This is a genomic window from Acinetobacter sp. YH12039, from assembly GCF_013420015.1.
Classification (GTDB): domain Bacteria; phylum Pseudomonadota; class Gammaproteobacteria; order Pseudomonadales; family Moraxellaceae; genus Acinetobacter; species Acinetobacter amyesii.
Genome location: NZ_VOZA01000010.1, coordinates 89,967 through 104,518 on the forward strand (window position 1 = coordinate 89,967; position 14,552 = coordinate 104,518).

Sequence of the window (14,552 nt, forward strand, 5' to 3'; positions counted from 1 at the left end):
AAATATCAATTGTATTTTATTTGATCAATTGTTTTGAAGTGTTAGCAAGGCTTGGCAAGAGAATTGAAAGTGCTATATTTAAATCACGGTAGGTCATAAAACGACGCTACCAATAAGTTGGACGGATCAATGACAGCTCGTTGAGTTTAGTAATGTTTAAGATGTTTTTGAATATTACAGACAAGAAATCAGCACTAGCCTTCCAACATAGAGCCCGCAGCAATGCGGGCTTTTTAATGTCTTTCAAAATGTGAAAATATAGTGTTTTTGTCAAACAATAATTAAATAGTCAATCTATGTTATTGATATATATTTACTAAAGTAAAATAAGTTTACATTGCCATGAAATCTAACATTTACAAAGCAGGTTGTTGCGTAAAGGTGTGATATAAACAATTCAATTATTAAAACAAGTAGAGACGTCACTATGACACAGATGATCGATATTAAAGTGAAGGACCAATTTAGTCAGGTTTATGAAGCACAAGCTTTGGTGCGTAATCCTTCAGAAGAAGATTCAAGAGCGCTGTTTCATCGCATTGAACATATCATTATTGCAGGTGAAATCATCCTACCCAGTATCGAATTACTTTTTGAAAGTCAAAAATCGGACAGTATTTACAAGCTTTTAGAAGCTTAAATTGAATGAATAAAAAACTCACCTTAATGGTGAGTTTTTTTTTAGAGATAGAACTTTAAGCTATTTGATCTGCTTTAAATTGATTCAAAATATAAGACAGTAACTGATAGCGTGTCATCGGGTTGCTAGAAGACAGTTCAACGTCTTGTTTACGCACTTGAATTTCTTGAGTTAAAACACCAGCTTGAAAACGTTGTACGATCATATGATCTTTTGATACATCATGGTCGGTCAGCACCAGTTTTGGTCCAAGGTGCAAATGTCCAATCGCATCTAGACATTGTTCTAGGCTGCTATATAGGTTGAAAAGGATGAGTGCCTGATCATTAGAATAATTGGCTAAGTTCATTTTTATTATCCGTGGTCAAAAATTATTGAGCAGGAATAGTGTATACGAATTGAGCAATATTAATCTGTATGGATTATTTTTCATTTAATGTCTGTCTAGGTAACTTTGGTTAAATCATTGAGACAGCTTGAGTCTTTATGCAAAATAAGTTGAAAGTCGCTTTAAATTAAAGAGGCTTGAATACAAGCGGGACATCATAGCGAGCAAATTCTTCAATGATAGTGTTTAAAACCATTTGAGCTTGAGGTTCCGCTGCTGTAAAGGTGAGTTCTTGGTTCGTTTGGCTGTTGAAGCATTCAACTTGTTCTATACGCCAAATTGTTTCAATGGCTGTATTTTGAATGACCACACGTCTAGGCTGTAATTCATCACTAATTTTTCGTGGCATGACATAGGTAATGGCCAATTGAACATTAGGCAATTCGTCTTGTGAGGTTAAGAAGGTAAATACCCAATTGCCAATTTTGCTGAGTTGCATAGGATTATCGAAAGAATCAAATTCTAAACAAAACTGTTGTGACATTGACATGCTCAAACGCTAGGAGGTCGGTTTTATTCTTGCGATTTTTTACTGTTGATTGACATTAGGGGAAGGTCGTATAAAACAGCAGTTAAAACCATAAAAGAAATAAGTAAATCAATAAAGTTAATATAATTCAATTTCTTATATTGATATGTTTGAAAAATAACTCACCTCATTAAGTTGTTTTTTGAATGAGAAGTGAGGAAAAGTCTCTAAGTCAAACCAGTTGTTGCAGATTTTTTATACTGTAATTAATTTGCTGTAATGCATGTTGTAAGAGTTTAGGTTGAATATTGGATTCATTTAGACAGGTGATCCATTGCATCTGACAGGCTTTTAATTCTGCAATGTCCGTGGCCTGTTGAATATTAAGCATTAATTTTTTTGCCATCAGCCCACAATAACGCTGTAAGTAACTGCACATAAAGCTCTGTAACTCATCAAAATCATGCTCGATGAAATCAATGATTTGTTCTGCTAATACAGGGTTGTTTGATGTTATGTTTTCAGGTATGGCTTGTGGGAGTTGATGGGGTGTAGAGCCCATCGCCTCCATTGGTAGGTTGTTCGTCAGTGCGTGCTGAGTCTGAGTCTGAGGAACTTCCATTGTAGGCATTGAAAGTTCATTAAAAGTCACATGTTCTTGCGCTGTGAAATCGGATGCAAGGCTAAAGGTATTGAGATCGGACGTATTGCTAGGCGCTTTTTTAGGAGTATTAAAAGCAGAAAAATCTGAGCTTTGAAGGCGTAGATGATCATGTGCTGTAATTGGCTGAATCAGCCCAAGTTCCATTAGTTGCTCAAGCAATGTCACTTCAGCAATGCGCTGCTGATAATGCACAGGCATTTGGTTAAAGTCATCAGTACCAATTAAGAGTAGCAGACGACGTTGTCTTGCATTTAATGCGAGCTGTCGGTCTTTTAATGTTTGAAAACCCAGCTCAGTTTTTTGATAGTTGAACATGCCTTAATTCCATAGCTCAAAAGAATTAAGGCAATCCTATGCAGTAATAATGACAGTAATATTAAGAAAATATTAAATAATCAATGATTTATAAAGTAATGACAGCAGAATTTTCTAAAGCTTTACGTAGGTACGGGTCTAAGTCATCTTGACGTAATAGCCATTGCACATAGTCCGCAGGTAATTCAGCAATTGCAGTACCACGGTGTTTACCAAAATTAATACTGCGTGGAATGCGTGCATCTTCCGAAGCTTCGTATAATTCTTCGATGCTGTTGATTTTTAAGTGATGCACAATATGCATCAAAATATTGGCAGTTAAAATAATATCCATATCTGCGCGGTGAGCTTTACGGATCATTTCACGGGCTTTTTCACTGCCTTTGGTGATCATATATATCAAGGCAGAAATATTATGCGCTTCTGCATCAGGCCAAACACGACGAGCTAGCGCAAGGGTACAAATGGCTTTGATTTTTGAACTATCTACACCGCATTTTTCGAGCGCTCGAATATCGTAGTCGATATTATGCCCAATGATATATGTCGTCTCTGATGGGAGTTCAAAACTGCTGTAGTGGGGCTGACCTTCAAGATCTGATTCTAAAATATGATGTACAGCCATCGCTGCAAAAGAAATAGCTTCATCACAACGATATAGTTGATCAAAAATTTTAGATTTATCTAAGGTGATTTTGGTATCTGCCACCTGAATTGGAGCATAGGCAATCTCGATGGGTTGTCCATTTAGTGTATGGGTTTCTGTGTCGAGAATGATGGCTTGCATGTCCAGTTCCAGCATGTTGAATAATGTTTATGAATGTACATGATCACATCCATACTGACAAACCCATGCTGTGATTATTTGTAGGAATATTATGAAGATGGCTGCGCAGTGTTTAAATAATCTGCTTTTATCGCATCTGCCGAAATAAAACCTTTACAGCGGGATAAAGCTAAACCATCTTCTAAATCGACTTGTTTTAAAGGCTTTTGTCCATCTTGATATCCAAAAATGTCGCTAAGTGGATTAAGCACTAGAGTATGTTCACGATCAATGGCATGGTGGTTTTTCGGCTTTACTTTTGTGCATATGTTTGTGTAGTTGGCAGGGGGTACAGCATTTTTGTTGATTTTACATTTTGCTTTAACCTCCGAAAAATAGCCCAATCTGTATCCAATGATCAGAAATATAAGTTCAGCCATTTTTCTGAGATCGGGGTGGCTGATGTATTCGGATACTGTTGATTAATATCAAGTTAAAACAAAGTGTTAATTCAAGGTTATTTTAGTATATTAAAATAAGAGTAGTTGCTTAAAAATTAGGCTTGAACAAAAGTTTGTTCCATGTATTTAATGATTCATATTCAATGAAAAATTGACTTTAAAACAACAAACAAAATGATCATGGAATGAAAATGCTGCGTTTAACGGTTTTAGTCAGCAGTGCGCTATTTTTAGCAGCCTGCGGTAATGATAGTAATGACCAACAATTTAGTAACCCTGAAACAAACGCTGATCTCAATCAGATCAAAAATCCAGTGGTAACTACAACCGCCTATAGTCAAGACAATATGTCTGCTGTGAGTGCAGACAGCCGTTTGATGACCTATAAAATGCTAGGAGTAGATGGCAAAGTTGTTCAAGCCACAGCCTTAGTCTTTACCCCAAAAACTGTTGCTCCGGCAGGTGGTTGGAAAATTGTGGCTTGGGCACATGGAACGACCGGTGTGGCTGATAAATGCGCTCCGAGCCGACAAGGTTTGCAAGGCACTGAATATTTATTGCAAATGTTATTGGCAAAGGGTTATGTCGTTGTGGCACCCGATTATGAAGGATTAGGGGAACCTAGTGGACGTGAAAACCATCCTTATCTGAATCTAAAAAGTGAAGCCTTTTCGATTACCGATGCCGTTGTCGCTGCTCGAAGTTATTTAACCAGCCAAGGTAAAACGGTGTCGAAGGATTGGGTGTCAATCGGGCATTCTCAAGGTGGTCAAGCCGTGTTAGGTGCAGCTGAATTCGCATCGCGTGCTGACTTAAACTATAAGGGAACGATTGCCATAGCACCTGCAAATAATCTTGCGCTCATTCTTGACGCAGGCGAGAAGTTAGCGGAAGGTAAACCTGCAACTGTGCAAAGTATGATTTATGCACCTTTAGACAGTTTTACTGCGCAGATTATTGCGGGTATGCAAGGGCATAAAAACAGTGTGGATTATTCAAAAGTATTTAGTGGACATTTGGCTGCGATTGCACCTCAGGCTGAAACAGTGTGTTCAGGTGAGTTAACCAAGTTAATTCAAGATGACATGCTCAGTTATGCGAGTCAGAACACGACTTTGGATAACTATGGACGCATGCAGTCTGATTTCTTAACTTTAAAGCCAATCCAAAACTTTATGAGTGAAGGTTCACAGCCTTTAACGACAGCGGTGAAAACGCCGATCATCATTTATCAAGGTAAAGCCGATCAGACCATTCCAGCAGATGCGACTAAATTTATGATTAGCCTTGCTAAGCCGGGAACATCGATTGACTACCGTGAGCAAGCGACAGCAGATCATATCAGTATTTATACCGATAATCTGGCAAATTTTGTGCAAGATGTAGAGACTCTCATGCCAAATCAATAAGTTGATTTGACTTAAATAGTGCTCGTGCAGATTCAACACGGGCATTATTTATTTAAAAACAGCACAAACTTCCCTCTCTTATTTCTAAAACTTCATGCTACAATACGCGCCAATCTTAGCACGGCTTAAAAGCCCTAATTTAATAGGACCTCGCTAATGTTTGCCAACACCTCTATTGCTCAATTTGACCCTGAATTAGCTCAAGCGATCTCGAATGAAGATGCTCGCCAAGAAGCGCACATTGAGTTAATCGCTTCAGAAAACTACTGTTCACCTGCAGTAATGGAAGCTCAAGGTTCAAAACTTACTAACAAATATGCAGAAGGCTACCCTGGTAAACGCTACTATGGCGGTTGCGAGTATGTAGACGTGATCGAACAATTGGCCATTGACCGTGCTAAAGAATTGTTTGGTGCTGATTATGCAAATGTTCAACCACACGCTGGCTCACAAGCAAACTCTGCAGTTTACCTTGCGCTACTTAACCCAGGCGATACAGTTTTAGGTATGAGCTTGGCTCACGGTGGTCACTTGACTCACGGTGCTAAAGTTAGTTTCTCTGGTAAAACTTACAACGCAATTCAATACGGTTTGAACCCAGAAACTGGCGAAATCGACTATGAAGAAGTTGAACGTTTAGCTGAAGAACACAAGCCAAAAATGATCGTGGCTGGTTTCTCTGCGTATAGCCAAGTTGTTGATTGGCAACGTTTCCGAGATATCGCGGACAAAGTTGGTGCTTACTTATTCGTAGATATGGCTCACGTAGCTGGTCTTGTTGCTGCTGGTGTTTACCCAAGCCCAGTACAAATTGCTGACGTAACTACAACGACTACACATAAAACACTTCGTGGTCCACGTTCTGGTTTAATTCTTGCGAAAGCAAATGAAGAAATCGAGAAAAAATTACAATCAGCTGTATTCCCAGGTAACCAAGGTGGTCCTTTAGTTCACGCTGTAGCGGCTAAAGCGATCTGCTTCAAAGAAGCAATGGCGCCTGAATATAAAGCTTACCAACAACAAGTTGTTAAGAATGCGCAAGCAATGGCTGAAGTATTAATCGCTCGTGGTTATGATGTTGTTTCTGGCGGTACTAAGAACCATTTGTTCTTATTGTCTTTAATTAAACAAGACATTACTGGTAAAGATGCCGATGCTTGGTTAGGTGCTGCTCACATTACTGTGAACAAAAACTCAGTACCAAACGATCCACGTTCTCCATTCGTGACTTCTGGTATCCGTATCGGTACTCCTGCTGTAACAACACGTGGTTTTGGTGAAGCTGAAGTACGTGACCTTGCAGGCTGGATCGCTGACGTTCTAGACAGCAAAGGTGACGAAGCTGTGATTGCTACAGTGAAAGAAAAAGTTGCTGCTGTTTGCGCTAAATTCCCAGTTTACGCAAAATAAGTCTGACTTGAGAAAGCCCCCTCAAGGGGGCTTTTTTTATGTCATCAGAAAAATTCAAAAGTTATCTAAACATTTATATTTCTGATATAACGGAATAAGAGATAACAAAAAATTTGCCCATCGCTATAGATCTGTTGGCAAGGTCGCAAAGGAACTTTATATGAAAAAACCCAATATTATTCTTTCAGAACAAGATTTACATCGCTTAGAAACCATGTTGGAGCATCAGTCTAAGTTGACGCCGACGATGGAGCATTTGGAAGATGAGATGGCGCGCGCTGAAGTGGTTGCTCCACAAGATGTCCCTGCCAATGTGGTGAGTATGAACGCCAAGGTTCTCATTAATATTGCACCTGCGACAGAAGCAACCGAAATTACATTGGTTTATCCGCATGATTTTCGTGGCGATAAAGGCCAAGTCAATGTTTTGGCTCCAGTGGGCGCTGCCATTTTAGGTTTGGCTGAAGGGCAGGAAATAGAATGGCCGCAGCCTGATGGTCACTCCATGAAAGTCAAAATCATTAAAGTGCTTTATCAACCTGAGCGTGAAGGGGATTATTTATAATTCCGCAGCGATATACAGATAAAATCTACACACAAAGCCATCGATATTGATGGCTTTTTTTATTTTTCGATATCGCATTTTTAGATATGAAATCGGCAAAAGTTGTTAAGCAGATTTCATCACAACCATAGCAGTTTAACTTGGGAAAACTGTCAAAGAATTGACAGAGTCATGGGCACGAAGTCGGCACACTGTATTTCAACCACACCATCGTTGCTTAATAATTTGAAGAATAAGGTAGAGCCCTATGACACAATTAGAATCGAATCATTACAATCCGGACTATCAATATCAGCATATTGAAGTAAAACCTGTAACAGGTCGTATTGGTGCCGAAATTTCTGGCATTCAGTTGTCTGGAAATTTAGACAAAAGCGTGGTCGATGAATTTAATCATGCACTATTAAAATATAAAGTTGTATTTGTACGTGGACAGCAAGATCTCACCGATTTAGAACAAGAAGCCTTTGCACGACTTTTAGGAAATCCGTTGAATCACCCAAGTGTGCCACTCAAAGATGGTACAGCACATACGTTGTCAATTGACTCACGTGGTGGGCGCGCAGATTCGTGGCATACCGATATTACGTTTTTGCCCAATTATCCTAAAGCCACAATTTTAAGAAATGTAGTTGCACCTGAACATGGTGGCGATACAGTTTGGGCCAATACCGTGACGGCTTATGAAGATTTAAGTCCGGAGCTACAAAAGTTGGCGGAACAATTACGCGCTGTGCATAGCAACAGTTATGACTATGCGACTCCCAAAGGTCAGTACAATGAAGAAGATCGCCATTTATTCCGTACCGCGGTAGAAGTGGAAACCGAGCATCCATTGGTGCGTGTACATCCTGAAACAGGTGAAAAAAGTTTGGTTTTAGGTCACTTCTTTAAACGCTTCAGTGGGTATAGTCCGGTACAGTCACGTCGTTTATTTGAACTGTTTCAAGAGCAAATCGTGCAATGGGAAAATATTGTGCGTTGGCGCTGGGCGGTTGGTGATGTTGCCATTTGGGACAATCGTGCAACGCAGCATCGTGCCATCAATGACTATGGTGATGAGTTACGTATCGCCTCACGTGTCACCATTGAGGGTGATGTACCTGTCGATGTAAATGGTCAGCCGAGTACTGTGTTGAAGAATATACAAAACACGGACATTTCAAACTTGCGTTCAGAAGCAGGCCGTATTTATGAGAAAGCATCTTAAGTATTAGAGCGTCATTTAAAACAGCACAAAAATAGATAAATAATGCGAAAAACAATGGTTTTACATTTTTCAGCACTTGCCTAAGATCGATGAGATCTTAGGCATTTTTTTATAGACGTGAGCGATCAAAAGAACACAGCCCAACAGCATTTGTTGCAAATTTTGCGTAATGAAGACATCTTTCAGGGCTTTAGCGATCAGACTTTAGAACAGCTTGTACAACAGGTGAAATATTCACGTTTTCATGCACAGCAGCACATCTTAAAACAACAACAAATCGTGCAAGATATTAATATTTTGCTTTCAGGTACGCTACAAATTGGTTGGTTGCAAAATAATGGTGAATTGATTGTAAATGACTATATCCGTCGCCAGTCGGTATTTAATTTTGTCGCAGTCTTACAACAAAAGCCTTTGAATTATGATTATTTTGCTGCGACACATGTCGAGGTGGCAATCATTTCTGGAACAACGTTTTTAGCGGTTTTACAGCGTGATCCACAGGCGCTTTGGAATGTCGTGCAATCTCTCAGTCGACGTATGTATTTGATGTTTGAGCATAATCGTTATTTGAGAACGGCAACGCTAGAGCAGCGCATCGCAAGACATTTGATTCGACTCTATGAACAATATGGATGTCGGCAGGAAATTCCCCTGAAACTCAGTCAGCAGGAATTTGCAGAGTCATTTAATATTTCACGGCAAACGTTGAATAAACATTTACAGCAATTTGTCCAAACACAAGTGATCGCGTGGAATTATGGACAAATCGCGATTTTGGATCTTGAGCGTTTAAGGCAAATGAGTGAACTTGATGAATAACTAGATTTAAAATTTGACGAGAAGCCATGATCGCAAATGGCTTCATTAACCTTATCTAGATTAGTGCTTACTGATTTTATCCAAATATCCCATCATAAAAGCAGAAAAAACAAAGGTTAAATGCATGATGATGTACCACATGATTTTGTCATTGGGGATGTTTTTCGCATCCATAAAAATACGCAATAAATGAATCGAAGAAATTGCCACGATTGATGCTGCAACTTTGAGTTTTAATGAATTGGCATCCATGGTGCCGAGCCAGTTCAAGCGATTGGTCGATTCATTAATTTTTAATTGCGAAACAAAGTTTTCATAGCCTGAAAACATCACCATTACAATCAGTCCGCCCACCATAGTCATATCGACCAAAGAGAGGATGACTAAAATCAGGTCAGCTTCTGAATATTCTAAAATATGCGGAAGGACATGAATGACTTCTTGGAAAAATTTAATCGCGAGCAGTAGCAGTGCAAAGGATAAACCAAAGTACACGGGAGCCAGAATCCAACGTGCAGCATACATTGTGTTATGGAAAAAACGTTCCATTTAAGCCTCTAAAATTATTGATCTAATATTTGGTTCTAAAGTATATGGATTAAATTTTACGATAATTTTGATAATAATTCATGTAGAGTCAGTTGTTTAATTTAAATCTAGATTGAATCTTTGGGTATCTTAAGCTTGAATTCATCTGTTTAGGTCATCATATCCATTCATATGATGCTGTATGGCTGCTTTGGCGGATCTATAGGCAACGGTTGAATTTGATGGCGAAATTTGACTGATGAAATAGATGTATTTTTTGCAAAATACTACAAGACTTTTATGGCAAAACTTGTAGTATAAAAATGATTTTATTGAGTTTAATTGGCTATGTCACAAATTGATGTATTGGTGCCGTTAAAGGATATTACGGTAGATCGGGCGGAAGTGCTTTCGATTAAGCGGAATGACCTTGTGCCATTACTGACCGATCAATATCGTCTAAATCATTATGCAGATCAATTAATTCAAGCACAGTCGGTACTGCTAGATGGTGTTGACCCTCAGTTGACGAAGCAACTTAGTCAAACCATTGAGCAGTTGATTCAAGCCTTAGCCAATTCAAAAAAATATTTAAAAACACGCAAATTTAATGCCTTGCAAAAATGGTTAGGCATTGATTTGGAGTACGGTTCAGGACAAGTTGAATATTATAAAAATTTGGATCAATTGCTTGATCGGGCAAATCATCTGAGCCAAAAACTACAGTTAGAAATTCAAAAGTCCCAAGCACGTTTTAATCAACTACAAGGCTTACGTGAGCAAATGGCACGCTATATCGTCGCGGCTGAAGAGTTTTTGCTGGAATACCCACAGTTTGTGAAAAATCAGCATCCGCTTGATAACTTTGCTGAACGTTTATCGAAAAAGGTGAATACCTTGCAAACCTTACAAGCCAGTAATGATATTGCAATTACGCAAATGCAGCTTTCTCAGCAGCTTTCTTTTGAATTATTAGATCGATATAAGGAAGCTCAGCAGGTGTTGATTCCAGCATGGCAATATCATGTGAAACAAAGTCGTCAAAGTAACTCGACAAGTTCATTGGAAAAGCTTGATAATAGCCGTGAAAATTTGATTAAAACTTTAAAAAAATCATTAGAGAATTCCTCTAAGTCTTAGAAATATAAGGTGAGTTATGACCGATTTAGATGCCAAAAATTTACCCGTTGAAGTAAGCAAAGAGGTGACTGAAGAAAAGTTTCAGCAGCTCAATTTGCAGGAAATTGGCTTACAAACTTCCGATTTTCACGAAGTCGAAGCTGCACGTAAGGAATTGGCAGATTTAAGTCATAATAGTGTTGCCGAATATGGTAAAAACATTGCCACCAAAACGTCGACCTATACCGATGAATTGTTAAATTTGGTGCAAAATAAAGATTTAGATGCGACAGGTCAAAAGCTCAATCAGGTGGTACAAGTTGCACAGCAACTAAACACCACGAGCATTTTAAATAAATCTAAAAGCTCAGGATTTTTTGGTGGTTTACTGAATAAATTTAAAGGTGCTAAGCAAAGTTTTGATCAGCACTTTAATACCACCAAAGAGCAAATTGATGCGTTGGTCAAAGAAATTGAGACTTCGCAAAATGGCTTAAAAGCGCGTGTAAATACCTTAGATAAAATGTTTGAAGGCGTGCAAGACGAATATAAACAATTAGGGGTGTATATCGCCGCAGGTAAGTTGAAAGAGCAAGAAATTCAACAGGAAATTGCAAGCTTAACCACTCAAGTTCAAGATCAAACCACTACGCAAAAAATCTATGACCTCAATCATTTGGCAAATAATCTTGAAAAACGTGTGAGTGATTTACAGATCTTGCAACAGTCTGCAATGCAGACCTTGCCGATGATTCGCATTATTCAATCCAACAATTTGATGTTGGTCGATAAGTTTTATGCAATTAAAAACATCACATTACCTGCTTGGAAAAACCAAATTAGCTTGGCGATTTCATTGCAAGAACAAAAGAACAGCGTGCAATTGGCAAATAGCATTGATGATGCGACCAATGACCTGTTAAAACGCAATGCAGATTTGTTGCATCAAAATTCTGTCGATACAGCAAAAGCCAATCAGCGTTCAGTGATTGATATCGAAACACTTGAACATGTGCAAAATACCCTCATTAAAACCGTTAATGATGTGATTCAAATTCAGAAAGAAGGTGTACAAAAGCGTGAAGAAGCGACGACACGTATTCGTGCCTTACAAAACAATTTGAATCATTTGGTGATTGAATCGAGTGGTTCAAACCCTTCTTCATAAGCTTTGAGGGAGGTGAAAATATAATCTGAAGGAGTATGTCTTTGCCTCCCATTGATGAATATGCGCTAAATCCGCAGCAACTGGAAACAGGGCTTCAAACCATTAAGAAGCGTCAACGTAATTTAACGTTATTGACCTTAACCAGTGTTTCTGTGCTGATCGTTTCGGCTGTGATGCTGTTTATTCAGCATGATATGGTTTATAGCTTTTTTGGCCTAAGTTCTAGCGTACAGCAACTGCATATTCCCGTTAGTGCAGGTGAACTGGCATATCAACTCGGTGAGTCTTCCGACTATTTTTTAAACTTTTTATCCTTTATTGGTTGGTTATTTCTAAAACTCATCGTTTCATTTATTGGCGCATTTTTCTTGGTTGGTTTTCTAAAAAAATTTCAATTTTTTAGAATTCGATTCCAATCTTTTGTATTGAAATTTGTCGGCTGGATTTTATCGTTTATTGTGCTTTGGTCAGGCTTAACCTATGTGCAATATGACCTTAATCATGATGACCGTGCAGCAGATCAAAAATTGGTACATTATGAAAAAAATATTCAAGAAAGCCCGTTGGCTTTCGAGATGGAAGATGCACAATTGGCAAAACCCGTGCAAGCCTATTTACTTGCACAAGCTGCTTTGATGCATAAGCCTGTAGATCGTGCGACAGCCATTCCTTTGGTGCAATCCTTAATCAATGCCGAGCAACAAAATCCAGCAAAATTCCGTGAATACGGTTTTCAGCCTGAACAGCTCTGGGCAATGCAAAATCAGCTATTTGATAAAACCATGACACCGATGGCGCAAAGCGTGGAAAAACAAGTTCAGCAAGCCAATGTAGTAGAAGTTGTTGTACGTTGGCTGTTGATCGCCGTGATGGTACTCACGCTGGTTTTGAGCTTAATTTTGTATCTACTATCTCAGCATTTCAAATCACGGATTAATCGAATTGAGCAGGGACTTCATTAACAGGCCTATTTTCTTTTTAGATCATTGCATTGCTCAGAATAAAAATCCCCATCACATTGTATGGGGATTTTTGATCTTGGGTAGATTAACTTGCGCGATGAAACAGTTGTCGAAGTTCCTGTGTAGAAAAAGTCTGATCATTCACTTCGCCATCCACAAGGTAAAAAGGAATGGGGTGCTGTCCCTTTGATTTTACATATTGTGTAATTTCATGCTGACGGTCTGCAATATCTTTATGTTGAATTGAGCGCAGTACTTTTGAGCCATCTAAACCAATGCCTTCAATGATGCTTTTTAAAACCTGAATATCAGCAATATTTTGACCGTGTGCAAATAATGCATGGAATAAGGCTTGAGTCAGGGCATATTGATCCAGAATATTGTCCAAGGCCAAAATACCTTGTTGAGCCAGTTGACTGTTTGGCATACGTTTCATGTGCTCAATATTGATAATCACATCTTCGCTATAAGCGGCAAACTTTGTCATTTCGAGTTTTCGATTTGCTGCACTTGAGCCATACTTATTGGTTAAATACTGCAGCACATCTAAGCCTTGTTCAGGAATTTCAGGAACGCGTTGAATCGGCAATAGCTCTACACGGGTTGCTGTATGTTCATTCCAGTTTTGTTTTAACTTTTGAAATCCGACATAACTCATGGGATAAACAATATCAAAGACAAATTCAATTTTCATTATTTTCCTCACTGTTGATTTTATACTTGTAGATCGATGGCTGATTGATGCAAGGGATTGATTGTGGCTTTATTGATGGAACTCAAAAGCAGTCAAATCATCTGATATTTCCTTTGATTTAAAGCCGACTTGCTGAAATGAAACTTAAAGCTTTATAAAGATTTTGTAATTGATCAGGTCGTGCGTATGTCTTGCATAGGCTTGGTGTAATTTCAATAAAAAAGAAAAAAATGAGGGATTTATCACGATATATGTGTACGAAGTAAATCAATTTAATGTTATTATACGTATATATATTTATGATTTAGAAAGAAATTTAATCATTTGATTTGTAAAACCGATTAATTTTATAAAAACAAACCGTTTCACCTATTTAATGGTTTGTTCTATCATTCTCTCATCAAATAAATTTACTCCTCTGGAGACGTTAGCAATGTTAGATCAAAATACTTCTGCTCAATTAAAAACCTTACTTGAACGCCTTGAAGGCCCGATTGAAATCGTCGCGACTTTAAACGGCACAGACAAATCAGACAAAATTAAAGAATTGGTAACTGAAGTTGCTGCTTTATCTGATTTAGTGACTGCACGTTTTGACGGTAACAACAGCCGTGCGCCAAGCTTTGGCATTGCAAAAGCAGGTGAAACACCACGCGTATTCTTCGCAGGTCTACCGATGGGCCACGAATTCACATCTTTGATTCTAGCTTTGCTACAAACTTCAGGTTATGCACCGAAAGTTTCTGACGAAGTACTGAACACTATCAAAGGTCTAGGTCTTAAAACTGACTTTGATGTGTTTGTATCTTTAAGCTGCCATAACTGTCCTGACGTGGTTCAAGCACTTAACTTGATCGCAATTTACAACCCGGGTACAACTGCAACCATGATTGATGGTGCATTCTTCCAAGAAGAAGTGGAAGAACGCAAAATCATGGCTGTACCAATGGTATTCCAAGACG

At 38.6% G+C, this 14,552-nt stretch carries 17 protein-coding genes; 10 read left to right on the forward strand and 7 right to left on the reverse strand.

Going from position 1 to position 14,552, the window contains the following annotated elements; translation table 11 throughout:
• The first annotated feature begins 427 nt into the window (after positions 1 to 427).
• Entirely contained in the window at positions 428 to 640 is a 213-nt protein-coding gene (locus FTT98_RS06630; protein WP_078189132.1) for a hypothetical protein, read from the forward strand.
• A 55-nt stretch (positions 641 to 695) separates the two neighbouring features.
• On the opposite strand, the gene FTT98_RS06635 is transcribed toward FTT98_RS06630, so the two are convergent.
• From FTT98_RS06635 to FTT98_RS06655, 5 genes are all read right to left on the reverse strand, one after another.
• Positions 696 to 989: a hypothetical protein gene (locus tag FTT98_RS06635; protein WP_180004201.1), complete on the reverse strand. Its 294-nt coding sequence runs from the start codon at positions 987 to 989 to the stop codon at positions 696 to 698.
• A gap of 166 nt (positions 990 to 1,155) precedes the next feature.
• On the reverse strand, positions 1,156 to 1,512 hold the full coding sequence (locus tag FTT98_RS06640) for a hypothetical protein (RefSeq protein ID WP_180004202.1): 357 nt from the start codon (positions 1,510 to 1,512) through the stop codon (positions 1,156 to 1,158).
• A 217-nt stretch (positions 1,513 to 1,729) separates the two neighbouring features.
• A complete protein-coding gene (locus tag FTT98_RS06645) occupies positions 1,730 to 2,476 on the reverse strand; it encodes a hypothetical protein (RefSeq protein WP_180026806.1) in 747 nt (248 codons plus the stop codon).
• 88 nt (positions 2,477 to 2,564) lie between these two features.
• Positions 2,565 to 3,263, reverse strand: a complete 699-nt coding sequence (locus FTT98_RS06650) for a 3'-5' exonuclease (protein WP_180041537.1) — start codon at positions 3,261 to 3,263, stop codon at positions 2,565 to 2,567.
• An 89-nt stretch (positions 3,264 to 3,352) separates the two neighbouring features.
• Positions 3,353 to 3,682, reverse strand: coding sequence for a hypothetical protein (locus tag FTT98_RS06655; protein ID WP_180008264.1), 330 nt, complete (start codon positions 3,680 to 3,682; stop codon positions 3,353 to 3,355).
• Between the two features lie 206 nt (positions 3,683 to 3,888).
• Between FTT98_RS06655 and FTT98_RS06660 the strand changes: the two genes are divergently transcribed.
• From FTT98_RS06660 to FTT98_RS06680, 5 genes are all read left to right on the forward strand, one after another.
• Entirely contained in the window at positions 3,889 to 5,112 is a 1,224-nt protein-coding gene (locus FTT98_RS06660) for an alpha/beta fold hydrolase (protein WP_180041539.1), read from the forward strand.
• Between the two features lie 156 nt (positions 5,113 to 5,268).
• Entirely contained in the window at positions 5,269 to 6,522 is a 1,254-nt protein-coding gene (gene glyA, locus FTT98_RS06665; protein WP_180041540.1) for a serine hydroxymethyltransferase, read from the forward strand.
• Between the two features lie 160 nt (positions 6,523 to 6,682).
• Positions 6,683 to 7,087, forward strand: a complete 405-nt coding sequence (rnk, locus tag FTT98_RS06670; RefSeq protein ID WP_180004206.1) for a nucleoside diphosphate kinase regulator — start codon at positions 6,683 to 6,685, stop codon at positions 7,085 to 7,087.
• A 247-nt stretch (positions 7,088 to 7,334) separates the two neighbouring features.
• Entirely contained in the window at positions 7,335 to 8,297 is a 963-nt protein-coding gene (locus tag FTT98_RS06675) for a TauD/TfdA family dioxygenase (protein ID WP_180041541.1), read from the forward strand.
• Between the two features lie 117 nt (positions 8,298 to 8,414).
• Positions 8,415 to 9,119 (forward strand): Crp/Fnr family transcriptional regulator, encoded by a 705-nt coding sequence (locus FTT98_RS06680; protein WP_180041542.1) that lies wholly within the window; start codon positions 8,415 to 8,417, stop codon positions 9,117 to 9,119.
• 60 nt (positions 9,120 to 9,179) lie between these two features.
• Here FTT98_RS06680 and FTT98_RS06685 read toward each other — a convergent pair whose 3' ends face one another.
• Complete coding sequence (locus FTT98_RS06685) at positions 9,180 to 9,668, reverse strand: TIGR00645 family protein (protein WP_078189122.1); 489 nt, start codon at positions 9,666 to 9,668, stop codon at positions 9,180 to 9,182.
• Between the two features lie 327 nt (positions 9,669 to 9,995).
• On the opposite strand from FTT98_RS06685, the gene FTT98_RS06690 reads away from it, so the two are divergent.
• From FTT98_RS06690 to FTT98_RS06700, 3 genes are read left to right on the forward strand one after another with little or no spacing between them, the layout of a single operon-like run.
• On the forward strand, positions 9,996 to 10,787 hold the full coding sequence (locus FTT98_RS06690) for a tellurium resistance protein (protein ID WP_180041543.1): 792 nt from the start codon (positions 9,996 to 9,998) through the stop codon (positions 10,785 to 10,787).
• Between the two features lie 16 nt (positions 10,788 to 10,803).
• Positions 10,804 to 11,934, forward strand: a complete 1,131-nt coding sequence (locus FTT98_RS06695; protein ID WP_180177181.1) for a toxic anion resistance protein — start codon at positions 10,804 to 10,806, stop codon at positions 11,932 to 11,934.
• 41 nt (positions 11,935 to 11,975) lie between these two features.
• On the forward strand, positions 11,976 to 12,896 hold the full coding sequence (locus FTT98_RS06700; RefSeq protein WP_180177184.1) for a hypothetical protein: 921 nt from the start codon (positions 11,976 to 11,978) through the stop codon (positions 12,894 to 12,896).
• 85 nt (positions 12,897 to 12,981) lie between these two features.
• Here the strand turns inward: FTT98_RS06700 and FTT98_RS06705 are convergent, their stop codons facing one another.
• The gene (locus tag FTT98_RS06705; protein WP_180177182.1) at positions 12,982 to 13,590 is read right to left on the reverse strand and encodes a DsbA family protein; all 609 of its coding nucleotides are present in this window, start codon (positions 13,588 to 13,590) and stop codon (positions 12,982 to 12,984) included.
• Positions 13,591 to 14,023: 433 nt separating this feature from the next.
• On the opposite strand from FTT98_RS06705, the gene FTT98_RS06710 reads away from it, so the two are divergent.
• Positions 14,024 to 14,552 (forward strand): thioredoxin family protein (locus FTT98_RS06710; RefSeq protein WP_180177183.1); only part of this gene is annotated, 529 nt, incomplete at its 3' end.